General features: G+C 51.0%; 20 protein-coding genes and 1 other RNA gene. 2 read left to right on the top strand and 19 right to left on the bottom strand.

The genetic code is table 11. The annotated features are described in order from the left end of the window. Positions 1 to 462: 462 nt before the first annotated feature. The 18 genes from LIZ87_RS07465 to LIZ87_RS07380 form a co-directional block, all read right to left on the bottom strand. Positions 463 to 1,185: a CvpA family protein gene (locus LIZ87_RS07465; protein WP_178314549.1), complete on the bottom strand. Its 723-nt coding sequence runs from the start codon at positions 1,183 to 1,185 to the stop codon at positions 463 to 465. A 15-nt stretch (positions 1,186 to 1,200) separates the two neighbouring features. Then, positions 1,201 to 2,034, bottom strand: coding sequence for a Cof-type HAD-IIB family hydrolase (locus LIZ87_RS07460; protein ID WP_227146086.1), 834 nt, complete (start codon positions 2,032 to 2,034; stop codon positions 1,201 to 1,203). Next, complete coding sequence (locus LIZ87_RS07455; protein ID WP_227146083.1) at positions 2,031 to 4,286, bottom strand: tetratricopeptide repeat protein; 2,256 nt, start codon at positions 4,284 to 4,286, stop codon at positions 2,031 to 2,033. The genes LIZ87_RS07460 and LIZ87_RS07455 overlap by 4 nt, the downstream gene beginning before the upstream one ends. A gap of 38 nt (positions 4,287 to 4,324) precedes the next feature. Beyond that, a complete protein-coding gene (recR, locus tag LIZ87_RS07450) occupies positions 4,325 to 4,921 on the bottom strand; it encodes a recombination mediator RecR (RefSeq protein WP_178314543.1) in 597 nt (198 codons plus the stop codon). After that, positions 4,921 to 5,277, bottom strand: a complete 357-nt coding sequence (locus tag LIZ87_RS07445; RefSeq protein ID WP_178314542.1) for a YbaB/EbfC family nucleoid-associated protein — start codon at positions 5,275 to 5,277, stop codon at positions 4,921 to 4,923. The genes recR and LIZ87_RS07445 overlap by 1 nt, the downstream gene beginning before the upstream one ends. A gap of 32 nt (positions 5,278 to 5,309) precedes the next feature. Further along, the gene (dnaX, locus tag LIZ87_RS07440) at positions 5,310 to 6,986 is read right to left on the bottom strand and encodes a DNA polymerase III subunit gamma/tau (RefSeq protein WP_178314540.1); all 1,677 of its coding nucleotides are present in this window, start codon (positions 6,984 to 6,986) and stop codon (positions 5,310 to 5,312) included. A 39-nt stretch (positions 6,987 to 7,025) separates the two neighbouring features. Beyond that, positions 7,026 to 8,105 carry a 6-phosphofructokinase gene (locus LIZ87_RS07435; protein ID WP_178314537.1) on the bottom strand — a complete coding sequence of 360 codons (1,080 nt, stop codon included), beginning with the start codon at positions 8,103 to 8,105 and terminating at the stop codon, positions 7,026 to 7,028. A gap of 195 nt (positions 8,106 to 8,300) precedes the next feature. Next, an RNA gene (gene ffs, locus LIZ87_RS07430) (signal recognition particle sRNA large type) lies at positions 8,301 to 8,562 on the bottom strand. Positions 8,563 to 8,696: 134 nt separating this feature from the next. Then, entirely contained in the window at positions 8,697 to 11,003 is a 2,307-nt protein-coding gene (locus tag LIZ87_RS07425; protein WP_227146080.1) for an alpha-galactosidase, read from the bottom strand. Positions 11,004 to 11,103: 100 nt separating this feature from the next. After that, positions 11,104 to 12,819 (bottom strand): glycoside hydrolase family 13 protein, encoded by a 1,716-nt coding sequence (locus LIZ87_RS07420; protein ID WP_227146078.1) that lies wholly within the window; start codon positions 12,817 to 12,819, stop codon positions 11,104 to 11,106. Beyond that, entirely contained in the window at positions 12,819 to 16,070 is a 3,252-nt protein-coding gene (locus LIZ87_RS07415; RefSeq protein WP_227146075.1) for an alpha-mannosidase, read from the bottom strand. Before LIZ87_RS07415 ends, LIZ87_RS07420 begins: the two co-directional genes overlap by 1 nt. Positions 16,071 to 16,339: 269 nt before the next feature. Then, the gene (locus LIZ87_RS07410) at positions 16,340 to 17,182 is read right to left on the bottom strand and encodes a carbohydrate ABC transporter permease (protein ID WP_178315217.1); all 843 of its coding nucleotides are present in this window, start codon (positions 17,180 to 17,182) and stop codon (positions 16,340 to 16,342) included. 3 nt (positions 17,183 to 17,185) lie between these two features. Beyond that, entirely contained in the window at positions 17,186 to 18,091 is a 906-nt protein-coding gene (locus LIZ87_RS07405; RefSeq protein ID WP_178315219.1) for a carbohydrate ABC transporter permease, read from the bottom strand. A gap of 208 nt (positions 18,092 to 18,299) precedes the next feature. Next, positions 18,300 to 19,679: an ABC transporter substrate-binding protein gene (locus LIZ87_RS07400; protein WP_178315221.1), complete on the bottom strand. Its 1,380-nt coding sequence runs from the start codon at positions 19,677 to 19,679 to the stop codon at positions 18,300 to 18,302. Between the two features lie 78 nt (positions 19,680 to 19,757). Next, positions 19,758 to 20,942, bottom strand: coding sequence for a trans-sulfuration enzyme family protein (locus LIZ87_RS07395; RefSeq protein ID WP_227146072.1), 1,185 nt, complete (start codon positions 20,940 to 20,942; stop codon positions 19,758 to 19,760). Positions 20,943 to 21,034: 92 nt separating this feature from the next. Further along, positions 21,035 to 21,718, bottom strand: coding sequence for a FadR/GntR family transcriptional regulator (locus LIZ87_RS07390; protein WP_227146069.1), 684 nt, complete (start codon positions 21,716 to 21,718; stop codon positions 21,035 to 21,037). Between the two features lie 200 nt (positions 21,719 to 21,918). Continuing rightward, positions 21,919 to 23,082 carry a hypothetical protein gene (locus tag LIZ87_RS07385; protein ID WP_178315168.1) on the bottom strand — a complete coding sequence of 388 codons (1,164 nt, stop codon included), beginning with the start codon at positions 23,080 to 23,082 and terminating at the stop codon, positions 21,919 to 21,921. Positions 23,083 to 23,121: 39 nt separating this feature from the next. Next, entirely contained in the window at positions 23,122 to 24,135 is a 1,014-nt protein-coding gene (locus tag LIZ87_RS07380) for a uroporphyrinogen decarboxylase family protein (RefSeq protein WP_227146067.1), read from the bottom strand. Positions 24,136 to 24,308: 173 nt separating this feature from the next. Here LIZ87_RS07380 and LIZ87_RS07375 point away from each other — a divergent pair, with 173 nt between their 5' ends. Beyond that, positions 24,309 to 25,265 carry a LysR family transcriptional regulator gene (locus LIZ87_RS07375; protein WP_227146063.1) on the top strand — a complete coding sequence of 319 codons (957 nt, stop codon included), beginning with the start codon at positions 24,309 to 24,311 and terminating at the stop codon, positions 25,263 to 25,265. Here LIZ87_RS07375 and tadA read toward each other — a convergent pair. After that, on the bottom strand, positions 25,248 to 25,871 hold the full coding sequence (gene tadA / locus LIZ87_RS07370) for a tRNA adenosine(34) deaminase TadA (RefSeq protein ID WP_178316153.1): 624 nt from the start codon (positions 25,869 to 25,871) through the stop codon (positions 25,248 to 25,250). The two genes, LIZ87_RS07375 and tadA, sit on opposite strands and share 18 nt — an antisense overlap. 105 nt (positions 25,872 to 25,976) lie before the next feature. Here tadA and LIZ87_RS07365 point away from each other — a divergent pair, with 105 nt between their 5' ends. Continuing rightward, on the top strand, positions 25,977 to 26,675 hold the full coding sequence (locus LIZ87_RS07365) for an anaerobic ribonucleoside-triphosphate reductase activating protein (RefSeq protein WP_178316152.1): 699 nt from the start codon (positions 25,977 to 25,979) through the stop codon (positions 26,673 to 26,675). Positions 26,676 to 26,684: the final 9 nt, after the last annotated feature.

Genomic DNA, 26,684 nt, shown 5'->3' with positions numbered 1-26,684 from the left:
TTTTTAGAATTTTCAGGGTTTTACATACTGTTTAATCTTCAATTTTCAAGGAACTCTTTGTTGTTGTCTTGTTCAGCAGCAACTTTGATATCTTATCACAGTTATTTGCTTTTGTCAACAACTTTTTTATTTTTTCTTTGTTGTTGTTTTTAGCAGCAACTTTTATATATTACCACAGTTGCAAATCTTTGTCAACAACTTTTTTTAATCCCTTTTGGGGTTGTCCGCTGTTTTTTAGCGGTGGAATTAATATAACACTATAATCCAAACTTGTCAAGGGAATTTGTTCCATTTTTTTATACAATTTTTTATTTCTTTTTCCGACCACAAAATATGCTTATTTTATTTGATTTCTACTATATTTTGTGTCCACCAAAAAATCACTGGAAAAAGGGACTTTCCACCTTTTTTCAGTGATTTGACTCAATTGCACATATATTTCATGCAATTAATTCTTTTTCTTCAAAAAATTCCTCTGATAATCCCTCCCAAAAGGATATTGATCAGATTGTACCGATACAAAAAGAGAAGCCAGGTACTTTCATAAATCTGGGCTTCCAGCATCTGGCCTACGGGGGATGCGGAAAACAAACTGACAAGCAGTCCTCCGATCCATAAAAGAAGCAAGCCCTGAGTCAGGCCCACAACTGCACCTGCAATATGATTCAGGCCTGATATGATAGGCAGCCTGGATACCAGATCCAGCCACTTGATCAATATATGGATGAGAAGAAATGCCGCAATAAAAAGCACAGCAGAGCATACGGCCTGGATCAGCATATCTGCCAGATATGTGCTGACATACTCTGCAAACTCCTGCACTCCCAGCATCTGGTATATCTCGCTGTTATTATTTTCCAGCAGTATATCCTTAACTGACTGCGGGAGCTTCATCTGCTCGATCGCTATCCTCTGTACTACCGGAAGCTCTGCCTGTTCCGGATGGGGCGCTTCCCATCCGGCAGCCTCCAGTATCATCTGAGCTGCATTCTCACGGATAGCCGGATTCTCCCTTATAAAGGCGGTTGTATAGGGAGCTCCTACCTTCACCACGATGATCGTGAGCAGAAGGGCTCCCAGAGATACACACTGTCTTAAAAAGCCGCGGTAGTGCCCGTACAGCATCATTCCTATTAAAAATATGCCTGCCCCTATGGACAGCCAGTGTTCTGTCATCATGTCCAATATTCCATCCTGCGGTCACTGCTGATCCAAGACAAGGCGCTCAATAGCTGCGGCTACTCCATCCTCATCGTTTGTCAGTGTGATCTCATCTGCTGCCTCCTTCGCTGCTTCTATTCCATTTGCCATGGCAATGCCGATCCCGGCAGCCTTCAGCATGCTGAGGTCATTTTCCCCATCACCAAAGGCCATGGTTTCCTCTCTGCTGATCCCCAGATAGGAGGCCAGCCACAGAAGGGCATTTCCTTTTGTAGCACCTTCCATATTGATCTCTATATTGTTGTACAGAGACGAACTTATGATCAGGCCCGGAATGGCAGAAAGCTCCTTTTTCAGCGGCTCCCTATCCCCCAGGTCTGCAACATAGACATTGATCTTCTCAACATCCTTGCCTGTTTCCTCCACATGTCCAATGATGCTGGGATATACATCTCTCGTAGCCCGCACCATTTCCTGCATTACACTGCTCAGCCCATATTCATCCAAATGGTCCATGAATCTGGACTGGGAAATGCCTCTTCCATCAATATATGGATCATACATTGCGTGGTATTTATCAATGATCTTTAATATTTGAAGAGCCGTCCTGTTTGGCAGAGTGCAGGTCTTTAAGCTTCTGTTCCCCACCAGGTCCGCCACAACGCCTCCGTTCGTGGTAATACCATAGTTGACCCCGGGAAGGGAACGCACCACCGGCATAATGCCTCCTGCAGCCCTCCCTGTGGTTGGTACGATCTGGATCCCCTGCTCCGCGCATCGGGCCAGCGCCCTTCTGTTGCGCTCTGACAGGCCCTTCTGGCTGTTAAGCAAGGTTCCGTCCAGATCCAGAGCAATTAATTTTATGGTTCTCATATAAAATGCCCCTCTTTCAATATAAGCAGTCCGTCTTTATCATATTTGGAGGAGAATATACCTGTAACACGTTTCATCAACGCCGGATTTTCTGCCCGGTCAGCTGCCTCTTCGATCAGATCTTCTGCGCTTGCCCTGGTCAAAGGAATACCCTCTTCCTCCATGATCTCAATACGCTCATACAGGGCCAGCATGCTCTTGCCGGAAATGCTGCAGTCAATATCGCTGGCATACTGGCAGGCATATTTTGCAAATTCATCAATGTCCATCTCTTCCTCTTCGTTTACAGATGGCTCCTCCTGCTGCACAGGCTTCTTTTTCAATGTAGGAATAGGTGCCGGAGCATTGTCACGCTTTGGCTGCACCCTTATCACAGGCCGATTGTCAATCTCCGGCTGATCCTCCTCTGATGCAGCGGCTGCCTCCGGACGTGCAGTGCTGCGCACAGGCTGGGACTGCTGAACGGCGGCTCTTGCCGGCTTAACAGGCTCCGGCTTAGAAGCTGGCTGGACCGGAGCTTCCGATCTTCTCTGTGCTCCGGACGAAACTGCCTGCGGATGTCTTGCTGTCTTCACTGCTTTTGGCGCCGGAGCTGTCTCTGACTGCCTGACAGGCTGCACCTGGCGCACAGGACGCTTGTCCTCCTGAACCTCCGGCTGTACCTTTTCCTGTACCTTTTCTGCGGACTCTGAAGTTCCAATACACTCAAACCGCTTTGCAAGTCCCGGATATACCCGGTGAAGCTCCTCTAAACGCTCCGCAGTGTCGATCAGCACAATGCTCATGCCGGTCTCATCTCTTGCCATAAGCTGGTTCAGCTCCTGAAGGATGGACTCATTCATATCACCTGCCTGCTCAATGATCAGATCTTTCCCTGTTAATTTATCCGAAATAGTAAAGATTCCCCTGCGGTTTAATTTGTCTCCGGTGATCTTAGCAGCCTGGTTCTTGGCTCCTGTCTCCTGATGGATCTTTCTTAAAGCCTCTATGGCAAGATTCAGGCCCTCCTCCGGTATATCCGCTTCTATCATCAAATGATTAGAGCCGCTGTATATGGGTCCCTTGTTCAGCTCGCGGATATCTGTAAGGACTCTGGTCTGAGCCAGCTCCGGCTCCTGGCTGCAGCCGCCTTCTTCGGAAAGCTTTGACATTTCCATGGCAAGATTGGCCTGGGCCTCCGCCTCGTGAAGCCTGGCCTTTAATTCATCGCCAGTCAGAGAACGACTGTCATCGGCAGAAACCTCCCACTGATCCTCTGTCTCCTCCGCTACGACCGTCACAGGAGTATGGAAAGGCTCCTCCGCCTCAGGTTCCTCCTCATATGTGTCAGATTCCTCCTGGTATACTTCCGGCTCCTGCTCATATGCCGAAGGCTCTTCCTCGTATATCTCCGGCTCCTGCTCATATGCGGAGTGCTCCTCTTCATACACCTCCGGCTCCTGCTCATATGCCGAAGGCGCGTCCTCATAAATCTGAGTTCTTCTCCCGTATACCGGCCTGTCCTCTTCCGGTACATCTTCCTCCTCCGGCTGATCCTCATAGCCTCGCGGCTCCCTGGTATATGCGCTCTCGCGGTCAGCCTGGTAGGAAGGCTTCCCTGATATAAATTCCTGCTCCACGGCCTTCAGCTTTGCCTCGTATTTATCCCGGTTCTCCACCAGATCCATCTGATATTTCGTAAGAGGAGCGTACTGCAGCTTCAGCTCCATAGCCTTATCCACATATTTACCCAGGCCGAACATGAGCATGATCTTGTCACAGGTCATGACACACAGCTCGCCCATGCCAGCCTCATTGTACAGCTCTGCCAGCTCATAGAGCCATTTCTCATCCAGCTCAATATTGCAGTACTGCTCCAGCGTGTGGATCAGCTGCTCCACCGGAGCACCTTTGGCTCCCAGTATGAGATAACGCAGAATATACTGCCTGGGATCATCAGGAGCCAGGTCGCAGAATTCCCTGTAGTAGTCCTCTGCCTCCCCTACGCTTCCCTCCTTGATCGCCAGCTCTGCCAGCTTAAAGAGCAGGCGCTTGCCAATAGGCGCGCGCTCAAAAGCGAGAAGCAGGATATCCTTTGCCTCCTGGAACTCCTCGTTCTTCTCGTAAATGGTGGCGACCATGGAGAGGATGTTTACATTGCGCACCCTCCGCCAGTCAATGGTATCGGCAATCTTCATGGCGGTCTCATAATCGCTCCGGTTCACCATTTTCTTTATCTGCTCAACCTTAATGTTAAACTCGTATTTATCCATCTTAAGCATCTCCCTGTCGCTTATTTACGGCCCGGACTTTACAGCTCTGTCCTTCCTTCCAATGCCCTCAGAAGCGTCACTTCATCAATATATTCCAAATCACCGCCAACAGGCACGCCGCTGGCGATCCTGGTTACTTTAATGCCTGTGGGCTTGACCAGCTTACTTATGTACATAGCTGTAGTCTCTCCCTCAAGGCTTGAATTGGTTGCAATAATGACTTCCTCAACATCGGACTGAAGCCGCTGCATCAATTCCTTCAGCTTTATATCCCCTGGGCCAATCCCCAGCATGGGGGAGATGGCTCCGTGGAGCACATGGTACACTCCGTCGTACTTCCCGGTCTTCTCATAGGCAGCCAGATCCCTGGTATTCTCCACCACCATGATGGTCTTGTGGTTGCGCCTGTCACTGCTGCAGATCGGGCACAATTCACTGTCTGTCAGGGTAAAACACTCCTTACAGTAGCGGATATTGTTGCGGGCATTTCTCATTGCACCTGCAAGCTCCTCCACCTGCTCCTTCGGCATATTGATAATGTGGAAGGCCAGACGCTGGGCTGACTTTGCCCCCACTCCCGGAAGCTTTGATAATTCCTCGATTAGTTTGGTAATCTGACTGCTGTAGTAATCCATTAGAACGGGAAACCTCCACCCAGAGCTCCGCCTAAACCTCCTGTGAGCTTGGCCATTGCCTCGCTGCTGTCTGCCTCCATCTTGCGGAAGGCTTCATTGGTAGCTGCCACGATCAGATCCTCCAGCATCTCGATATCATCGGGATCAACGACCTCCTCTGACAGCTTTACAGATACAACCTCTTTTTTGCCTGATACGGTAACGCTGACAGCTCCGCCGCCGGAGGTGGCTGTATATTCCTTGGTCTCCAGCTCCTTGGTCGTCTCCTCCATCTGGCGCTGCATACGCTGTGCCTGCTTCATAAGATTATTCATGTTGCCAGGCATTCCGCCTGGAAATCCGCCACGTTTTGCCATGGTGTATTCCTCCTGTTTGTTATCCTTCTATTTTAATCTTCATATGTGATATCCATATGGATTTTATCTTCTAATTCCTGTTCTGTCACGTAAATGGTGTCAAGCCGCTCTCCCCGTCCGGCAAGCCTGGTCTTAAAGTAAATGGACCTGCCGTAGCTGTTCTCCACATACCGCTCCAGCTCGCCTATGACCGTTGGGCGTTTCCCCATGTCATAGTTCATTGCATCTAAAAATACGATCGTAAGACAGCTCTCCCCTCCGGGTTCCACCACAGTGTCCCTGAGATAGGATCTGGCGCCTCCGCCCATGCTCCTGACGATCTTAGCCCACTCATTGCGGATCAATTTTAAGTCCTCAAGCTGGGCCTTTGGCAGGCTCACTTTTTCCGGTGGTATCTCCGGCTCTCTGGCAGTAACTGCATACCCTTGGGAAACTGCCTGTCCTGCTGCCTGTGCACCCGGGATGCCTGGCTGGACTCCGGGAGTTACCGGCTGTCCGGCTGCTCCTGCACCTCCTGGCGCAAAGCTGTATTTTCCGGAAGCTGCCCCAGCCTCCAGATCCTCCAATTGCATTTCCAGCTGGCTCACCCGCTGCAAAATGGCATCTACATCCGGCTCCATGGAGGGCTTCGTAAGCTTGATCAGAGCCACCTCCACCAGCACGCGCTTCTGGCTGGCATAGCGCAGCTGATTGGACAGTTCGGAAAAGACCCGGATGTAGCGCATTACGGTCACACTGTCTGCTTTTTTGCTGTCCTCTTTTAACTGTTTTAAATTTTCCTGGGACATATCCACCAGTCCCTCTGCATCCTCTGCACTCTGTATGAGCAGGAGATTTCTGAGGTACCAGACAAAATCCGTCACAAACTGTCCCAGCTCGCGGCCCTGGATGACGATCTCCTCCAGGCACAGGATGCAGTCTTTTGTCCTGCCCTCCACTGCCGCGCCAAACATCCGGCTGAATACGCCGGCATCCACTGCCCCCAGCACCTCCAGCACATTGTCGTAGGTGAGGAGCTTTCCAAAATGAAAGGCCACACATTGGTCTAAGAGGCTTAATGCATCGCGCAGGGAGCCGTCGGCCGCCTTTGACACATACAAAAGGGCCTTATCCTCCACCTCAATGTGCTCTGCCTGCGTCAGTTCACGCAGACGCCCCGCTATGGTCTCCAGGGAAATCCGTTTGAAATCATAGCGCTGGCACCTGGATAAAATGGTGATGGGGATCTTGTGCACCTCTGTTGTCGCCAGGATAAATATGACGTAGGAGGGCGGCTCCTCCAGGGTTTTGAGCAGCGCGTTAAATGCTCCTATGGAGAGCATATGGACCTCGTCAATGATGTAGACCCGGTATCTGCCCTCCGTAGGCGGGTACTGGACCTGCTCCCTGATATCTCTGATGTTTTCCACGCCGTTATTGGAAGCAGCATCGATCTCCACCACATTCATGGAGGAGCCTGCCAGGATCGCCCGGCAGCTGGGACATTCGTTGCAGGGACTTCCCTCCTTCGGATGCTCGCAGTTCACTGCCCTGGCAAAAATCTTGGCAATACTTGTCTTTCCTGTGCCTCTTGTTCCGCAGAACAGATAGGCGTGGCCGACTCGTTCCGACGTTATTTGGTTTTTTAAGGTCTGGACAATGGCATCCTGCCCCTTTACATCCTCAAAGGAAACAGGACGCCATTTGCGGTATAACGCCGTGTATGACATGTTTATAACTCCTTCAATGGCGGCTTTCCCTGCCTGTCATTATTTATCACCAAAGCTGATGCCTACCATCTTTGCCTCCTGGATCATAGAACAGGAGGGATCAACAGTCTTCAGTTTTCCGGCCACCTCTGACAGCGGAACCTTGGTGATATCATTGTTCTTTACTGCTACCATGTAGCCGTATTCCCCATCTGCGATCATCCTGGCTGCCGCTGCGCCCAGCCTGGTGGCAAGAACGCGGTCATAAGGGCAGGGCTCGCCGCCGCGCTGCATGTGGCCCGGTACGGTAACGCGGACCTCGCTGCCTGTTACCTCCTGTATCTTTGCCCCGATCTCATAGGCAACAGAAGGATATACGACTCCATTTTTCTTCTTTTCCTTTAATTCTTTCTTTGTCATGCTGGCGTCCTCTTTGGAGATGGCGCCCTCTGCCACTGCCAGGATGGAGAAACGCTTTCCGGCCTTGGCTCTCTTTGTCAATGCATCGCAGACAACATTGATATCGTAAGGTATTTCAGGAAGAAGGATAATGTCGGCTCCTCCTGCCAAGCCTGCGTATAGTGTCAGCCACCCCACCTTGTGGCCCATAACCTCGACAATAAATACACGGCCATGGGAGGCTGCTGTTGTGTGGATGCAGTCAATCGCGTTGGTAGCCACGTCTACTGCGCTCTGGAAACCGAAGGTCATGTCTGTTCCCCACAGGTCGTTGTCAATGGTCTTTGGAAGGGAGACCACATTGAGGCCCTCCTCGCTGAGCAGATTGGCTGTCTTCTGGCTTCCGTTTCCTCCTAACACTACAAGGCAGTTTAATTTCAGCTTCTTGTAGGTGTGCTTCATGGATTCTACCTTATCAAGTCCATTTTCATCAGGAGTGCGCATCAGCTTAAACGGCTGGCGTGAGGTTCCCAAAATCGTTCCTCCCTCGGTCAATATCCCGGAAAAATCAGACGGTTTCATGATCTGGTAATCTGCATACATAAGGCCTTTGTAGCCTTCCTCAAACCCGATGATCTCGACATCGTCAAACATGTTATATAAGGATTTTGCCACGCCTCTCATGGTAGCGTTCAGTGCCTGGCAGTCTCCGCCGCTTGTAAGCATTCCTATTCTTCTCATATTGCGCTTCCTCCTTATCAGACTTTTTGTAACTATTCAATGTGTAAGCTTTCCTGACAATGGTTCTACTATACCCATTTTGTAATTATAACGCAAAGGCATTGGCTGGGCAAGCATAAATTAAACGTGAAAGGCCCTCTAAGACCATTTTGCGCCTTAGAGAGCCTGAATAAAATCAAAATTTTTATTTTTAATCCACGCACCTTGCTTTGTGCAGTTACCACGGACGTTACTCATGCAGTTAGCTCAATCCAGGCGCCCTCACGGCACACGAGAGCTTCCGCTTAGTGCTGCTGCATTCCTGCCCTGACACGGTTCACGGATTCCCGTTGCGTAAGACCCAAACGTCAACGCCACTTACATAAGGCAGCTCCGCAGTAATCTGCCCGAGGCAAGGTATCACCCCTGCTAGAGCGGATTGCAGGTACAGGGCACCGCTATCTCCCCGGCTGCGTGGAAACTTTATGACTTTTTAGGGTGTATGCGGCAGGCTGTTTCCTGCCGCGTACTGGTTTAGTATAACCTGGATGCAGGGGTTTGTCAAGGTTGGATATTGACAGACGACCGTTTCACAGGGCTTTCGCAGGTTTTTTACAGGGCCTCCAGCAGAAACAGGCGGGCCTGAAAATCGCCCTGGGGGACAGGGGAGGTGCGGACGCCGTTTGCGTAGTCTGACAGGATGAGGCCGATGCTCATGAGCTCATCGCCATAGGCGGTGTAGGGGCACAGCCGGGCGTTTTCGCACCCTACAGCTTCCGATCGGACTTCTGGCCCCAGTCCAGATGCAGGCCCGCCGGCATCCGGACTGCCGTACTCTGTGATGCGGTATTCCAGATCAGGATCAAGGCCTGCCAGCTTTAAGCGGCTATAGCCGATGTTGACTGGCTGCAGGAAGCGGAAATAGGCGGCAATGGCTTTTCTGCCGTCTGTGGATGCCACGAGCCAGGCAGCTTCATTTCCCTCAAAGGGGCTTTCCAGGCGGTAGAATGTGCCGCTGTGCAGGAAACAGCGCTGCGCTTTCATAAAGCGGACCTGTTCTCTTACCTCCTGCTGCTCTTTTTCTGTCAGAAGATTCAGATCCAGCTCATAGCCAAAGGTGCCGAAATATGCGGCCGCAGCTCTGGAAAAGAGTGGGACCTTACGGAAGGTCTGGTGGTTGGGAATGGCGGATACGTGGCTGCCGATGGAGCTTAGGGGGTAGACATAGGAGGTTCCGTACTGGATCTTTACACGCTCTGCCCCATCTGTGTCGTCAGAGGCCCAAGCCTGGGGAGCGTAATAGAGCATGCCGGGGTCAAAGCGTCCGCCGCCGCTGGCGCAGGATTCAAAGAGGATATGGGGGAAGGCCTGGGTCAGCCGTTCATAGAGCTTGTATACGCCCAGGATCTGGCGATGATAGACGGTTCCCTGGTACTCCCTGTCCCTTCCGGCGGAAAACAAGTCGGAGATGCTGCGGTTCATATCCCATTTAATGTAGGAAATACGGCTGTTTTTTATGATCTCCTCCATGCGGCTTCCAATGTAATCGACTACCTCCTCCTTTGAAAAATCCAGAACATACTGGTGCCGGCCGCAGCAAAGAGGCCTGTCGGTGCTCCCAAGGATCCAGTCCGGGCGGGCCTTGCAGAGCTCGCTGCGGCGGCTTACCATCTCCGGCTCAAACCACAGGCCGAACTGCATCCCCATATCTGCTATCTTCTCTGATATCCCCTTGATGCCCTCCGGGAGCTTTTCCAGATTTGGATACCAGTCTCCCAGGGAGGAGGTATCGTCATCCCGTTTTCCAAACCAGCCGTCATCCAGAACAAAGAGCTCGATCCCCAGGTCATGAGCCTTTTTCGCGATAGCCAGGATCTTCTCCTCGTCAAAGTCCATATAGGTAGCTTCCCAGTTGTTGATGAGGATGGGACGCTCCCTGTCACGCCACCGGCCTCTTGCAAGGCGGGTGCGGTAGAGCTTGTGGTAGACCTGGCTCATATAGTTAAGGCCTTTGGCGGAGTAGACCATGACGGCCTCCGGGGTCTGGAAGCTTTCCCCAGCCTTCAGGGGCCATGAGAAGCCCTGAGGATGGATGCCTGCCATGACGCGGACCGTTCCCATGGTATCGGCCTCTGCCTGAGCCAGGAAATTGCCGCTGTACACAAGGCTGATCCCTATGACCTCCCCGGTATGCTCGTCTGTGTTCTCCCTTTTCAGAGCGATAAAGGGATTGTATTGGTGGCTGCTGTGGCCTCTCATGCTGTGGATGCTCTGGACACCCTGGTGGAGCTTGTGGATGTCCACATAGCGCTCCCTAAGGGATGCCCCTGCCAGATCCACCATGTCGTAGCGGCTGTCAGGCAGATCCAGGTTTAGGCTCATAGCCCTGGTAAGGCGGAGCGCTTCTGTTCCGTGATGCAGGAAGGCTGCGCTGCGGGTAATAACAGGAAGCTCCTCAAACAGCGTGTAGCGCAGGATCAGCTCTGTATGGATCACCTCATCCTCCAGATGAAGCTCCAGGGTAGATGCCTCCTCCTCTGATTCCGTATAGACGGCAGGCAGGTCTTTCAGGGCCGGCTTTCCTTTGTACACGCTGTGGCTTTTATATTTAAAATAAGTAATGCGGCTTCCATTTTCCCGCTCCAGCTCGTAGGCCGGATAGCGCATGTCACCGGAGCCAAAGGAAGGATATTCCTGCTTTAAATGCTCCAGGGAAAAGGTTGTATCCCCGTCAAAGGTGCAGGGAGCCATATCACGGTGCCCCCGCTCCAAAAGATGAGGATAGTCCTCTCTGTCACGGATGGCGGAGCCAAAGTAGAGCTGACCCGGCTGACCATTTGGCATGATCTTTATGATATAGCTGAGTTCCCTGTTTTGCAGGTGAAACACGCCGGAGTGTTCATGTACGATAATTCCCAATGTATTCTCCTCCTATGCTGTGCAATGTACTGGCATATTCTTTTCTGGCGAAATTTTGCAGGATAGTTCTCATAGCCAAAGCGGCCAAAAGGGCTCTGAGCTATTGATCCTCCAGCCAGACAGCAGCTTCGTATGGGCGCAGGCTACCGGGCAGGCTGGCAGGGCCTTCAGGCTCTCTGTCCCAGTCCTGACCAATCTCCCCATAATTATCCAAAACAAGCTTCCCTTTATATTTCCAGATACCGGAAATCGTTACCTTCTGTTCCTCTGCTGTAAAATTGCAGGCTACCAGCATATGGCGGCCTTCCCATTCTCTCTCATATAGAAAAAGGCTGGGACTCTCCGGCAGAAGGAGGCGGTAGGTTCCATACTGGATCAGCTCAGAGGAACGGCGCATAGCCAGAAGCTTTTTATAAAAGGCGTAAACAGAGGTGTCCCGTTCCATCTGTTCTGCGGCGTTGATCTCCCTGTAATTGGGATTTGCCTTTATCCAGGGATCGCCATCGGAAAAGCCTCCGTTTGCACTGTCATCCCACTGCATGGGCGTGCGGGCATTGTCTCTTCCGGTGTGGTTGATGTAGGTCATCATCTCCTCATGGGAAAGCCTGCCGCCTCCCACCATTTCCCTGTATACATTGTGGATCTCAATATCCCGGAAATCCTCCAGGCTGTCTGTATGGAGGTTGGTCATCCCCAGCTCCTGGCCCTGGTAGATGTAGGGCGTTCCCTTCATCATATAGAGACAGACTGCCAGCATTTTTGCGGACAGCTCCCTGTACTGCGGGCTGTCATTTCCAAATCGGGATACGGCTCTGGGATAGTCGTGATTTTCCCAGAACAGGCTGTTCCATGCCCGCCCCTCAAGCTCTGTCTGCCAGCGGCTTAAGACTTCTTTCAGCTGGATCAGATCTGCCGGGTTGTTGTTCCATTTTCCATAGGGGCCCGGATTCAGCTCCATGTGCTCAAAGTGGAACATCATGTTAAGCTCATGGGACTGAAAGCCGGCATATTCCAGAGCTTCCTTTGTCCCAACGCCTACTCCTTCTCCCACTGTCATCCAGTCAAATTTTGACAGGACCTCCCTGTTCATTTCCTTTAAAAATTCATGGATCCTGGGACCATTGGTGTAATAGGGCTGGCCGTCCCCGTATGGATTGCCGTCCTTGCACTCTCCATCCGGGTAGGCGGGCGCCTTAGAGAGCATGGAAATGACATCCATGCGGAAGCCATCGATCCCTTTTCTCCCCCACCAGGCCATCATGTCATAGATCTCCCGGCGGAGCTTCGGATTCTCCCAGTTGAGATCCGGCTGTTTTTTGGAGTAGATGTGAAGGTAGTACATGCCGGTGCTGTCATCGTACTCCCAGGCAGGACCGCGGAAGCGGGAGGCCCAGTTATTCGGTGGGCCCCCATTTACCGGTTCCTTCCATATATAGTAATCTCTGTAGGGATTCTCCCTGCCTAAGCGGCTTTCCTGAAACCATGGGTGCTCGTCAGAGGTGTGGTTTACCACCAGATCCATTACCAGCTTCATGCCCTTTTGATGGATCTCTGACAGGAGGGCGTCAAAGTCCTCCATGGTTCCAAATTCCTCCATAATAGCCTGATAGTCGCTGATATCGTAGCCATTGTCGTCATTGGGCGACTGGTAGACAGGGGAAAGCCAGATCACATCCACCCCCAGATCTTTTAAATAGTCTAAACGCCGGCGGATGCCGTTTAAGTCTCCGATACCGTCACCGTTGCTGTCCTGAAAGCTTCTGGGGTAGATCTGATATACAACGCTTTCCTTCCACCATGTTCTCTCTTCTTTCATCAGCTAATCTCCCCTTTGCCTTTTGTGATGAGCCGGTAGGTCTTGATCTCATAAGGCTTTATGTTGTCTGTGAAGCCTGGGCATGGCATTGTATGGATAGGCAGGCTGCGTATGGGACGCTCTAATAAGTCGCATTCTTCCACCCCGGATACCTCAAAGCCCAGATCCACCTCCATCCTTGTCCTGGTATTGCTGTTCTCGTAAATGCGCAGGATGTAGCCATTGCCGTCCTCTGCCTTCTTTATCATCTCCAGGAAGCAGTTGGGCTGGCGGATGGTAAGGAGGCCGTAGGACCAGGCGTTTCCGGCAGAAGAGCCGGATGGCAGAACTGCGGCCAGCAAGGGTGAGTTCAGGTCATAGGCCATCTCCACTGTCCTGGCCTCCTGCCATCTTCCCTTGTGGGGGTATATAGAATAGGTAAACTCATGATGTCCAATGTCTGCGTTGGTGTTGGGATAGGTGCCTGATTTGATCAGTGTCAGGCCCAACTCACCGTCCTTGATGCTGTGTCCGTATTTGCAGTCGTTGAGCAGGCTTACGCCCTGGCCGTTTTCGGAGAGATCGGCCCACTTGTGGGCACATACCTCAAATTTGGCGGTGTCCCAGCTGTGGTTCCTGGTGGTCTCCCGCTCTACGTTTCCGAACTGGATCTCATAGGAGGCTTTGGAGGCATTGATGTCCACCGGGAAATTCACCCGCAAAAGCAGGTGATGGTTCTGCCAGTCCGCATGGTTTACAAAGTCAATGCGGGGCAGGTCACGGTAGAACACGATGTCCTGATCCACAGTGGAGCCTGCAAAGCGGCGGCTGATGGAGATCACGGTGCGCACCGGGCCTGCTTCCTTTAACACAGGGGCAGTGACCTCATCCGGGCCATAGGGCTTTCTCTGATAGAACATGTCCACATCCCAGTTGTCCCAGTTCATGGGGCGGTCCTCATAGGTCATGAGCTCATTGCCTTTGCGGCCCTCTTTTATGAGCTCATTTCCGGCATCCTTTGCGATCAGAGAGGTAAGCTCCATCTGGCTGTTGAATGCCGCGCAGTACCAGGCATTTTCGTAGGTGCCTGTCCACTGGCCCATGCACTGTTTTTGGGGGCTGTCCGGCCGGCCTGCCGGGAACGCAGACTCTCCCACCAGTTCATACCATTTGCAGCCGGCTGCCGGAATATCCTCTGCAAAGAAGATCAGGCTGTCTTCTCCCGTGTACTGTACCGGACTGCGATTGCCCCGGGCATCCTTTGCCCAGCAGACACCTCTGTCCGAAATCCCTTTTACCTCTACGATATCGCTGCGCTTATAGCCCTGGCTGTTGACAACAGCAATGGAAATGGCGGCTGGATCCTGGATGGTTTCCCGGCCTTCCTCGGTCTCCGCCTCGCTGCCCCACAAGGCTCTTCCGATCCTCTCTGCCAGTTTCTCGGCCTCTGCTCTTCCCTCTGACAGAATTTCTCCATACTCCTTATCCGTCTGGTCATACACAGCCTCAATGGCGCTTCCCGGTATAATATCGTGGAACTGGTTTAAAAGGATCACATCCCAGCCCTTTTTCAGCACCTTGGCCGGGTAGGAACCTCCCAGGATCTCTGACATGACTCCAACGGTCTCCAGCTGCTCATAGAGCATTTCGCTTTTTCGGTTGTTCCTCTTGTTCTTTCCCATGGAGGTCAGCGTACCCCTGTGGTACTCAAAATACAGTTCTCCGTCCCACACGGGCATACCAGGCTTTTCTGATATATCGCTGCAGATACGGTCAAGGAAATCTCTTTCATTCTCCTGTACCAGCCTGGGGATACCCGGCATGCCGTATTTTAAGCGTTCCGCCTCCTCTAACATCTCCTTTGTGGGGCCGCCGCCGCCGTCTCCAAAGCCAAAGAGCATCAGGGTGTCCTCTGTCAGGTCGCGGTTCTGGAAGCGCTTAAAGGTTCCCAGTGTCATGTTGGGATTGATGATGCCCGTATAAGTGGTAGTGTTGCGCGTATCCGTGAAGGAAATATTAAGGCCCAGCGTCTTATCAAAATCGCAGGCCGTGGGCATAAACACAAAGACGCGGCTGCCGTCAATGCCCTTCCACAGGAAGGTATCATTGGGAAGCTGGTTAAACTGGTTCCAGGCGATCTTCGTGGTGAGGAAATAGGGGATCCCGCATTTCTTCAGGATCTGGGGAATAGCGGCAGAGTAGCCGAATACATCCGGCAGCCACAGGCATTTGCTGGAAACACCGAACTCCTCCTGAAAAAATTTCTCCCCCTTTATGATCTGGCGCACCAGGGATTCCCCTGCCGGAAGATTACAGTCAGGCTCCAGCCACATGGCTCCGTCCGCCTCCCAGCGTCCCTCCCTGATCCGCTCCTTGATGCGGGCGTAGAGCTCCGGGGCCTGCTCCTTTACAAACTGGTAGAGGATGGGCTGGCTGGACATGAATTTATAGTCCGGATAGCGGTCCATAAGCTCCAGCACAGTGGAAAAGCTGCGCAAAGCCTTTTCCCTTGTCTGCTCCACTGTCCAGAGCCAGGCAATGTCGATATGGGTATGGCCGATGGCGCTTACCACCGGAGCGTCTGCATTGACATTGGTGTAAAATTCCCTTTTTAATATTTCCTCCACTGTCTCCAGGGAGCGGTAGAATCTGCCGGAGTAGGGCTCCCTGAGATCCAGGGCGTCTGCTGCCGGCCCCATTTTCACAAGAATACGGCGGTAGTTTTCATAGTCCGGCTTTTTCAACAGCCTGGCTGTCTGCACGGGCACCAGAAAATCGTAATACGCCTTCTCTACTGCGTCATCCACCGCCACCAGGTCTGTGCGGATCATCAGGTCCCCAGGCTCGCTTCCGCTGTAGGCCAGTATGGCAATGTCGTAGCGTTCTCCGGCCTTTGCGCAGCTGCTTATGAAGATTTCCCTGTGATTTACATCCACGCCCTGGACGATCTTTCCGTTTAAATAGAACAGCATCTGTGGGTTCGTGGCATCCCACTGCCCTTCCCTGCCTGTGGTGATGAGAAATTCCACATGGCGGCCATCCAGCTCATCCGGTATCTCAATGACCGTCCTGTACCAGCGGTGGCTTTCCAGCTTCTTCCACGGCTCCTCAATGGAGCACTCCTCCCAGCCCTCCGTGTCGCAGACAGTGCCCTCCGGATCCTTCCCCTCCTTTCTCCTGTAAGAGGTAACAGGAAGCTTTACCGGCCGCCTGAGCCCGTTTAAGTCCTCCACCAAACGCTCCATGCGCTCTAATTCAAATAAAATGCTCATAAGCTCCTCCTTTTGATGTCATTTTCCCGGAATCAGACCCCTGCGGGAAGAAAAGGGGTAAGTTGCGTAAAAAAACGGGGCGGAATGGTATCACATCACTCCGGCCCCGTTTATTATCTCCAGTTCGTAACTGTTCAGTACCCTCACAGTTACGAGCAAAAATCCATTTAAAATCGGCTTCGCCGATGGGATTTTTGCCTTCTGGCCCAGGTTATCGTACGGTCAGCGCAGCAAGTGCGCAGACCTACTGAACAGTTACTCCAGTTCTTCTAACCTTTCACAGAACCAGCCGTCAGGCCTTCAATCATATATTTCTGGGCAAAGGCAAATAAACACATGGTTGGGATCAGCGACATGATGGTGCCTGCCGCCATTTCACCCCATTTAATATCGTATTTCAAGATAAGGCCGTTAAGCCCTACCGGGATGGTCTTAAATTTGTCAACATCAATGAACATAACTGCCATGAACAGTTCATTCCATGAATTGATAAAGGCAAAGATAAAGGTTGCCGCAATGCCGGGCATGATAACAGGAACTACCACCCGGAACAATGCCTGCAGGTATCCGCACCCGTCGATCCAGGCAGCCTCCTCCAGAGACTTTGGAACTCCGTCAAAGAAACCACACAGAGTTACCACGGAAAAGGGGATCATCATATTGGTGTAGAGAAGGGCAAGGCTCCTTAAGTCGTTCAGCATTTTTGCCTTTGCAAGCAGCTGGTAAAGGGGCGCCAGCATGATGAAGGTAGGGATCATCTGGGTGATCAGGAAGAACAGCAGAAGCACGTTCTTAAACCGGAAATGGAACCGGCTGATCACGTAGCTGGCAAGAATGGCTATGAACACGGCACAGGTGGCTGCCACAGTGGAGGAAAAGAAGGAGTTCAGCATATATTTTCCAAAATTCCCCTTCCAGAGCATTGCCACATAGTTCACAGCGGAGGGCGGGTCAGGCAGGTATTTGACCGGAAAGGCATAAATCTCTCCCTGGGAGCCCTTAAGGGATGTCAGAAGCATCCACACAAACGGAAACATTACAAGGATGAGAAAGACAGCCAGCACGGCGTATTTCAAGCATATCAGTAATCTTCTTTTACTTTTGATCGTCATGTTTTAGGCCTCCTCCTCTGTATATTTTGTTGCCACCAGATAGATGGCTGCAAACGCAATCAAAAACAGAATGCACAGCACGCCTACGGCTGATGCAAGGCCGTAATCAAGACTCTGTACCAGCTGCATCATATAGGAAGTGATGATATTGGATGAGCCGGCAGGTCCTCCCTGGGTCATGGAGTAGATCAGATCCGGGAAGTTGAAGATCCATATTACTCTCAAAAGTACGGTGAGGAGCAGTACGAAACGGATACAGGGAACCGTAATATTGGTAAATTTCTGAAGGGGGCTTGCCCCGTCTACGTCTGCGGCCTCATACAGGTCCTCGGAAACTCCCCGGAGAGCCGCTGTGATCATAATCGTAAAGAATGGGATCCCGTACCAGATATTTGCTATGATACAGGAATAAAGAGCTGTGCTCTTATCTGCCAGCCATCCCACAGGCTGGCTTATGAGGTGCATTTTCATCAGAATGTCATTGATCACACCGGAAGTACCGTTGAACATCCAGCGCCACATGATACCGATGATAAAGCCGGATACTGCCCAGGGGAAGAAGATCAGGCCCTGGTAAATGCTGGCTCCCCGAAACTTCTTTTTCAGAAGCAGAGCCATGCCGAAGCCCACTGTAAATTGGACAAACAGGGAAATGCCCACCCATTTGACGGTATTGGACATGGTGGTATAAAAAGAATTGCTTGCGCTGTGGGAAAACAGCTTTTTAAAGTTATCCAAACCGATCCATTTGATGTTCTTGACATTCATCAGGTTGTAGCTCTGGAACGCCATAAGGGATCCCTTTACCATGGGGTAATAGGTGAATATCATTGGAATGAGCACGGCGGGAAGAACCATAAGAAAGATAAACCGCGTTCTCCTCATCCTTAGTTTCGATTTCTGTTTCATTCCATTTCCTCCTCTTTACTATGAAAGTCCCGCCGCCGCAAGGCGGCACTAAATTCAGGTATGCCAAGTGCGCCCGCCTGACTTTCATGGTACGGTGGCGCGCTACTTAAAGTTCCATTCCAGGATACCGGGGCAGAATACGTTGCCCCGGTATGTTGAAATCTTTCCTGATGATGTCTTCTGGCTGTCCGGCTTTATCTTTTTTCTCTTACCACTTCTGTCCCTCGTCAGCATATGCCTGAGTCCAGAACTCGTCAAGCCAGTTCAGCAGCTCGTCATCTGTGATCTCATCTGTCAGGTACTTCTGATACATGGTGTCAACCTCTGTCTTGTAGGTTGCGAATGCCTCATACATCTGAGGATATGCTGCATGGCGGTATACATCGGGCTCTGCTGCCATATCCATGTACATTGCGAAGCGTCCCTCGGAGAAGTAGGTATCCTTCTCAGCTGCATTGCTGTGGATCGGGATGGTGGAGTAATTCTTTGCAAAGTAGGTGTTATTGTCAGAGTTGGATAAGTACAGAAGGAAATCTGCAGTCTCATCCGGATGCTCGGTGAAGGAGGTCATGCCCCAGCCTGCGAATCCGTTGGGGAATACTGCCTGGCCGGATGGTCCCTTCGGGAATGGAACAAGTGCCCACTGGTCATCACCCATGTCTGCGGAGCAGGTTGCGATAACCTCCGGATCCTGGATCAGCATAGCTGTGGTTCCGCCCACAAAGCCCTGTACCATCTCGGAGAAGCCCCATGCAATGGAGTCTGTCGGGCAGGTGTTCTTAAACAGGTCTTTGTAGAAATGAAGGGCTTCCTTGATCTCAGGCAGGGTAAAAATGGTTGCACCATTTCCGTCCTTTAAGTAATATCCTGCATTGTTGTTTGCCAGCTTATCTGTTCCCAGCCAGCTCCAGTAAATGGTGTCTGCATACTGGTAGCCGCTGGAGCCTCCGCGGAAGGAGTAGCCAAAACGGCTGTTGGAAGGATCTGTGATAGCAAGACCTGCGTCATAGATATCCTGCCAGGTCTCCGGCTTTTCAAGCCCCTTTTCCTCAAACCAGTCTGTGCGGTAGAACAGGCCTCTCTGATAGAATCCGTAAGGGATCATATAAGCGGTATCCTGATAGTAATAAATAACCTCGTTTGCGGAATCGGTCAGAGTGTCCTTTTCATCCCACGCGTCAAGGTACTTGCCAAGGTCAGCGATCCAGCCGTTGGTAGCGTACTGGGTAATGGTGGAATCACGCACCTCTACGATATCAGCGCCGCTTCCGTTCATCAGCATCTGGGTGATCTTAGCATCTGCATTCTCCAGTGGCGGTGATACGATATCGATGGTTACATTCGGATGATCTGCCTGGTACTTGTCTGCGATCTCACGGATAACAGCGGTACGCTCCGGGCTTGTCAGAGATTCTACCAGCGTAATGGTAACGGCCTCGTCAGAGGATGCTCCTCCTGCCTCTCCCTGTGCTGCTGCTGTCTCTCCTCCTGCTGCTGCAGTGGTTGCGGGAGCAGATGTTCCGCCGCCGCCGCATCCTGTCAGCATAACTGCTGCCAGTGCCATTGCTGCGATTCTTCTCTTCTTCATGTGTTCTCCTCCTTAATGTGTTTTTTATATCCCTCGTTCCCCGCTCTGTAACAACAAACGGGAAACGCGAACTCCGATCTATATCTGCCCAAGGGCTGCTTCCAGATCTGCGATCAGGGCTTCTTTTCCCTCTAATCCGCAATGGATGCGTATGATGTTCTGGCTGCCTCCCAGCTCTCTGCACTCCTCCTCGGAGATCCTCATATGAGGCAGGAATACCAGGCTTTCAAAGCCGCCCCAGGAAACGCCGATCTTAAATATCTTAAGGCTTTCCGCCACCTTCGCCGCCTGCTCCGTAGTGCCTTCGATCTCAAAGCTCAGCAGCCCTGTATTCCCCTTCTGCTGCTTCTTCATAAGCTCATACTGAGGATGGGAGGGAAGTCCCGGATAATTGACCTTTCTCACCTTCGGATGCTTTTCCAGAAATTCTGCCACTGCCATAGCTGTAGCCTGATGCTCAGCGATCCTGACCTCCATGGTGCGCAGACCCCGTATCATAAGCCATGCCTCCATTGGGCCTGGGATCCCTCCCAGAAGTTCGCGGTTCGCAGTCAGCTTCTTCATAAGGCCCTCGTCCTTTACTGCCAGCATTCCGCCGATCACATCGCTGTGTCCTCCGATGTATTTGGAGGTGGTATGCATAACGATATCTGCGCCCAGATCAAGAGGCTGCTGGTATATGGGGGTACAGAAGGTGTTATCTATGTAGACCAATGCATTGTGGGCCTTTGCGATCTTTGAAACTGCCTCAATATCCTGAAGGGAAAATACAAGGGAGGAAGGGCTTTCCAGCACGATCAGGTCCGTCTTATCCGTCACATTTTCCTCAAAATCCTCTGTCCTATCTCCCGTCACAAAGGTGGTCTCCACATCCATGTGCTCCTTACAGTATCCCTCAAGAAAGGTCTTCAGGGGGCCGTAGGCATTGCGCACGCACACCACATGGCTGCCTGTCTTGCAGGCCGTGAGAACTGCGGTGGTTGCAGCCGCCATACCTGAGGCAAAGGCCAGAGCACCTACGCCGTGCTCCAGGGCAGCGATCTTATCCTCTAAAATACGGACAGTGGGATTCTGCACTCTGCCGTAGCAGTATTTATGCTTGTCCGTTCTGTCAAAATCATAGTAATCATCCAGCGTCTCAAATACATTTAATGAATTCATGAATACAGGAGGCACGATCGCATTGTAGTAGTGCTCGTATTCTTCTCCGTAATGGGCAGCGATCAGGCGGCTGCTCTTTAAATACTGGCTCTGATCTGACATAGTGTATCCTCTTTTCTGCTCTTTCTATTTTTCCGGATTTGTCACCTATATGCTATATGATAGGTTGACTGAAAACAATACCGGGATTTTTCTCATCTCTGATTCTGGATATCACGGTAAATGGCATCCAGCAGGCGTTCATTGATAGCCTGGGCCTTCTTGACCTTCTTCTCACGGATCGCGATGTAAAGCTCCTCGTGAAGGGGGAGGCTTTCAAGGAAGGGATCCTCCATATTAAGAGGAAACTCCCAGAACTTATCCATCACACTGCTGAGGGACAGGATCAGCTGGTACATGACCTTGTTGTGGGACAGGCGGTATATGGTGTAATGAAACTTTTTATCCTCGGCCGTCTGCTGGACTCCCTGGTGGTATTTGTCCATCAGGACCTTTGTGATCTCGCCCAGCTCATCGATCTCTTCTGCCGTGGCTTTGTGTATCACCATGCGCAGGATCTCCCGCTCTAAGAGCTTTCTTACCTCCAAAGCATCCAGCAGCTGCTCCTTCTCCTGGGTAAAATCCAAAAGGGTCAGGAATGCGTTGTCCTTTCCTTCACTTACGTAAATACCCTTTCCATTCCGGGCCTCCAGTACACCGCGGGCCTCCAGAGTCTTCATCGCCTCTCTGAGAGAAGTCCTGCTGACTCCCATCATCTCGATCAGCTGTTCCTGGGAGGGAAGCTTATCGCCTGCCTTAAGTCCATTGTCCTCTATATAATTCTGTATGTAACGGATGATCTCTGATTGTAATGATGTACGTTGGATTTTGCTTCTCATTCGTTGCTCTCTCACATGTTTTTGTTCGTTTTTACCTTACCACATAATGGCTATTGTGTCAATATTTATTACTTTTTGGGCATGCACGGCATATTTGTATACAACATGCATAAAAAATCTCCTTTTTCTTTTTACCATACCAGAAAAAGGAGATTTGTCATAGTCTGTTCGTTTACATGTTTGTCATGCCGGCTGCCTGGTTACCGTGCTTCTTTATCTTTTTTATGTACGCGGACAATAGAAACCAGCATAGGGATAGCGATGGCGAACATTGCAATATTACCCAGCTTTGTATACCATTTCTGACAGATGGCGATCAGTCCCACCCGCGATAAGATCAGGCAGAGTACCAGGAAAACCACTGCGATCACGCACAGCTTTACGCGATGTGGTACGCTGTCTGTTTTCCAAAGCCGTACAAACCGGTTGGATGTGTTAAATATAAAGGTTGGGCCCGTAGATACAACGGAAAACATTACCACTACCCAGTAAATCGCCGTCAAAGCGCCTGGCAGATAATTCTGACAGATATAGAGGATCGGAGCGTCCACGAAGGCTTCCGGCATAAAGGGCAGCACGATCAGGCCTGTCATAAAAAAGAGGGAGGCTACCATTACGCCGATCATAATACCCGCACAGATGGCGTCCTTCTTCGTCCGGATCTTTTCGGAATAGTTGCTCAGGGTACCGCCCCAGCTTGCAGAAATAAAGCAATAGGATACGAACATTCCCAAATGTCCGGAGACCGTACTTCCCGTCCATTCTGTCTTCTGTTCAAAATCAAAGAGACGGGCGCCCAGCTCCCCTCCTTTGATACCAAGGACCGCGATCAACACCGCGATCAAACAGACGGTCAGGGAAATGGTCATAACCGTATTGAACTTGCGCAGGAAGGCCGCTCCATACATGGACAGCAGGGTAAACATCACCACTGTTGCAATGCTTCCGATCCCCACGGGGATCCCCAGCAGCGAATAGAGCAGATTGGCTGTCAGCGCAATGGTGGCCGCCACGGTCACTACTCCCATAAGCGTTGTATACACATCAAAGAACACGCTGACGATCAGCTTGAACACCGGATTCGTATCCGGCTTATGAGCTCCCCAAAGAGCCAGGTAATAGGAATTGTAGTTATCCGACTTATATACACGGATAAAATCCAGCGCAACGGCACAGAAAAATGCCATAAACACAATAAAGATCGCCAGCCACAGCCACATCCAGCCTCCGCCTACCGGAACCATGTAGGTCGTTGCATAGACACCCGATGCCATATTCGCACCGCAGTAGGTGCCGAACATCAGCGCACCGATCCCGAACCAGATTTTAAACCGCTCTGCAAAGCTGATTTTTGTTTCCTCCATAGCTATTCCCCCTCACTTTTTTCTATCTGCTCCTGCCTTCTAATGCTCCTTCGCGTATTCCGCAGCCGCATCACGGACCCAGTTAAAGCGGTCGTCGTCGATGTCATTTGGAACCGTACAGTCAGCGCCAATGACAACGCCTGTCTGCCCTGCATTGTCAAGAATATTCCACACGGCCTTCTTTACTTCTTCTCTGGTTCCCTTATAGATCACGCCGTCCTGTGTGAATCCGCCGATCACCGGAGCTCCGCCGAACAGCTTCTTTGCATCGGCCATGGTCGTTCCTTCCGCATTGACAGCCACGCTGTAGGCGGCAGCACCGTATTCCGTATACAGGGATAAGTCATTGCCATGTCCGTGGTAGCCGCAGATATGTACGATATTCATATCGCGGATCTTCTTCGCCTCAGCCAGAACATATTTCTCACTTGGAGCCACATACTTTTGATGGAACTCCTTCGGGAAAAATCCCGCCTGGTTTGCAACGCTGAAATAAATGCCGTCAGCGCCGCACTCCGTCATCAGGACCCTGTTTAAAGCAGCGATTCCCTCGCTCATCCTCATCAGACAGTCGCCGACCGCCTCCGGATCCTCCTCCATGAGCATTCTCATCTGAGGCTCATCCGCCCCTGCCACAGGAAGGCCGATGGTCATAGCATTGCGCAGTACCCATGCGGCAGAAAAAGCCGTAACATAGACAGGAGCGTCACAGCCCTTATAGATCTCCAGCACACGTCTGGTCAGCTCTATTTGCTTCTGGGCATATTCGCAGTCCACTGATATGGGCTGTATCTTCGCCAGATCCGATGCGTGCTCTACAAAGGATACATCCATGGGCATCATCATCAGGGTATCATTCATGACCTTAATCACATCCGGATTAAATTTTTCTAAGGCACCCCGATGTCCCTCAATGTTGCGCTCAAAGGCATCGGCCCGTTCAAGGCCCATGTTCCAGTCCCCTGGCTGGGTGAAATGGCGGAAAAATGCAACCGGCACACGATCTACCGGCTTATTTGCCAACACATTCAGCATTCTTTCACGTTTTGTCATGATTTCCAACACTCCTTTTCTTTTAATATAATTATTTGCTGTATTATTTTCTAAAAATATGATATCATAAAGATAATTTTTTGTGAAATATATAAAATTCAAGTATCCATGAAAAAAAGCTATGGGACGTGAGAACATGTCCGCTGCCTCCGTCTAAGGAAAGGAGACTACTTATGAAATTAAACAGCATTGAATATTTTATTGCCGTCGCTGAGTGCGGTTCCATATCTTCAGCCGCCAAAAAGCTCTATATCGCCCAGCCCAGCCTGACAAAAGCCATCCACTGCCTGGAAGAGGACATTGGAACCCCGCTGTTTGAGCGTACCAGGACGGGAATGATCCTGACGGAGGCCGGTGAAAAAATACTTCCTGAAGCCAGGCAGATTATACAATATTATCATGGCTGGAAAGAGGCTTCAAAGGGGAGGGAGGTGCAGAACATCTGCATCTGCAGCCATGTTTCCCTGGCCGGCTTTCTTCTCCCCGACATTATCCTCCGCTTCCGCAAGAAATACCCCAATGTAGATATTACTTATTTTACGGATGCCAGCCCGGAAAGATTCCTCACAAATGATATTCACAGGCCCTCTCTCATTTTCAGCATCTGCAATCCCCATATGGAGCAGATATCCTCCCAGCCTCAGGGTACCTGCTGCCAGATCCTTGCCCATGGCGGCTACGGCTGCCTGGTCAATAGGGAAAGCCCTCTGGCCGCAAAGACCGCCCTCTCCTTCCAGGACCTAAAGGGCTATTTTCTGGTGCTTCCAAATTCCATTTTGAATGGTCTGCAGAAGGCGGAGCCGTCCCAGACAGCCATTATGAATTTTCTTCCCAGGCTGGCGCACACCATCTCCCATAAATATATTATCGAGGTGGACACCGTAGGCAATGTGATCGAGTCTGTAGGAAGACACCCGGATGTGTACGCCCTTTCCTTTTCACCGGCTCATCACCGTTATGAGGGCGTAAGGACCGGCAGCTTAAGCTATATCCCGCTGTGCGCTAATGAAGCCGATGGAGATCTCTGCCTGTTTTACTCTTCAGAGGCGTACCAGCAGTCTCCCATTATAAAGGAGCTGGTGAGAGCGATCAATACGGATGCAGATAAATTTTTACGCTCCCTCCTCTGATCCCTCCCTATGTTGCCGGCGCAGACCCTGAAAAAAGTTTTTCATTAAATCGGAGCATTCTTTCTCTGCCACTCCGCTGACAGTCTCCACCTGATGGTTAAAGCCCGGCTCATGGAGCATATCCAGCACAGAGCCTGCGCAGCCTGCCTTTGGATTCATACATCCAATGACCACCCGCGGGATACGGGCCTGGACAATGGCTCCGGCGCACATGGGACATGGCTCCAGCGTAACATACATGGTGCAGTCCTCCAGGCGCCAGTCTCCTGTCTTTTTACATGCTTTTCTTATAGAAATGATCTCTGCGTGGGAGAGCACGCTCTTGTCCGCATTCCTTCTGTTGTAGCCCCGTGCAATGACGGTGCCTTCCCGGACGATCACACAGCCAATGGGGACATCACCCAGAGCAGCTGCCTTTTTTGCCTGCTTTACTGCCTCCTTCATAAAGGCCTCATCCTCTTTTTGCCTTGCAAGGGCCTGTTCTTTTTCTTTTTCAGCAGCCAGACGTTTCTTTTCCTGGCGCATTTCCCAGCGTTTTCTTCTGGTGGCCTCGCCTTTTTCCTCTTGGGACAGTATGGGTGCCTGGATTTTCCGTTCCTTTTTCATCTGCGTTTCCTCTTTTTTTTGTAGGTCTTCTGTGATATAGTCTCATTATATAAAAAATAGTAACGCTCGAAAAGATTTAAAAATAAAAAGGTATAGGTTAAAGATATGAAATTATGCGGACTGCAGAAAACAACTCTGCTGGATTTTCCAGGCAGAGTGGCTGCTACCATCTTTACTGGCGGATGTAATTTCCGGTGCCCTTTCTGCCATAACAGCGACCTTCTGGGAGCTGAAACGCAGGAGGAATATCGTCCGGAGGAAATCCTGGCTTTTTTGAGAAAACGGAGCCGGATCCTGGAGGGCGTATGCATTACAGGAGGGGAACCGACACTTCAGCCGGATCTTGAAAGCTTTATCTGCCAGATACGAGAATTGGGACTGGCGGTAAAGCTGGATACCAACGGCTACCGGCCGGAGGTTTTAAAAATGCTGTGTGAAAAGGGATTGCTGGATTTTGTGGCAATGGATATCAAGGCCGGGCCTGACAATTATGGAAGGGTGGCGGGTGTTCCGGGCATTGATATGGAAAAGATCAACAAGAGTATCCGATTTTTGCTGAACGGGAATGTGGCCTATGAATTTCGCACTACTGCTGTAAAGGGGCTTCATACGAAGGAGGATTTCCGGCAGATAGGACCCTGGATCAAGGGGTGCGGGAATTATTATCTTCAAAATTTTTCAGAATCAGGACAGGTTCTTGTTCCGGAAACATTTTCCAGCTTTACAAAGGAAGAGCTTCTGGAATTCGCAGAGCTGGTCCGCCCCTATGTGGGACAGACCGCTCTGAGGGGGATCGATTATTAGAGCGTGCCG

It is taken from the genome of Lacrimispora sp. 210928-DFI.3.58 (assembly GCF_020554865.1).
Classification (GTDB): domain Bacteria; phylum Bacillota; class Clostridia; order Lachnospirales; family Lachnospiraceae; genus Enterocloster.
The sequence above is the reverse complement of the archived record's forward strand: the minus strand, read 5'-3'. Positions and strand labels throughout refer to the sequence as shown.

Coding starts and splice junctions, on each gene's coding strand:
- LIZ87_RS07460 (WP_227146086.1), bottom strand. CDS start 2,034: ATGAGAACCATAAAATTAATTGCTCTGGATCTGGACGGAACCTTGCTT.
- LIZ87_RS07455 (WP_227146083.1), bottom strand. CDS start 4,286: ATGGATAAATACGAGTTTAACATTAAGGTTGAGCAGATAAAGAAAATG.
- recR (WP_178314543.1), bottom strand. CDS start 4,921: ATGGATTACTACAGCAGTCAGATTACCAAACTAATCGAGGAATTATCA.
- LIZ87_RS07445 (WP_178314542.1), bottom strand. CDS start 5,277: ATGGCAAAACGTGGCGGATTTCCAGGCGGAATGCCTGGCAACATGAAT.
- dnaX (WP_178314540.1), bottom strand. CDS start 6,986: ATGTCATACACGGCGTTATACCGCAAATGGCGTCCTGTTTCCTTTGAG.
- LIZ87_RS07435 (WP_178314537.1), bottom strand. CDS start 8,105: ATGAGAAGAATAGGAATGCTTACAAGCGGCGGAGACTGCCAGGCACTG.
- LIZ87_RS07420 (WP_227146078.1), bottom strand. CDS start 12,819: ATGAAAGAAGAGAGAACATGGTGGAAGGAAAGCGTTGTATATCAGATC.
- LIZ87_RS07415 (WP_227146075.1), bottom strand. CDS start 16,070: ATGAGCATTTTATTTGAATTAGAGCGCATGGAGCGTTTGGTGGAGGAC.
- LIZ87_RS07410 (WP_178315217.1), bottom strand. CDS start 17,182: ATGACGATCAAAAGTAAAAGAAGATTACTGATATGCTTGAAATACGCC.
- LIZ87_RS07405 (WP_178315219.1), bottom strand. CDS start 18,091: ATGAAACAGAAATCGAAACTAAGGATGAGGAGAACGCGGTTTATCTTT.
- LIZ87_RS07400 (WP_178315221.1), bottom strand. CDS start 19,679: ATGAAGAAGAGAAGAATCGCAGCAATGGCACTGGCAGCAGTTATGCTG.
- LIZ87_RS07395 (WP_227146072.1), bottom strand. CDS start 20,942: ATGTCAGATCAGAGCCAGTATTTAAAGAGCAGCCGCCTGATCGCTGCC.
- LIZ87_RS07390 (WP_227146069.1), bottom strand. CDS start 21,718: ATGAGAAGCAAAATCCAACGTACATCATTACAATCAGAGATCATCCGT.
- LIZ87_RS07385 (WP_178315168.1), bottom strand. CDS start 23,082: ATGGAGGAAACAAAAATCAGCTTTGCAGAGCGGTTTAAAATCTGGTTC.
- LIZ87_RS07380 (WP_227146067.1), bottom strand. CDS start 24,135: ATGACAAAACGTGAAAGAATGCTGAATGTGTTGGCAAATAAGCCGGTA.
- LIZ87_RS07375 (WP_227146063.1), top strand. CDS start 24,309: ATGAAATTAAACAGCATTGAATATTTTATTGCCGTCGCTGAGTGCGGT.
- tadA (WP_178316153.1), bottom strand. CDS start 25,871: ATGAAAAAGGAACGGAAAATCCAGGCACCCATACTGTCCCAAGAGGAA.
- LIZ87_RS07365 (WP_178316152.1), top strand. CDS start 25,977: ATGAAATTATGCGGACTGCAGAAAACAACTCTGCTGGATTTTCCAGGC.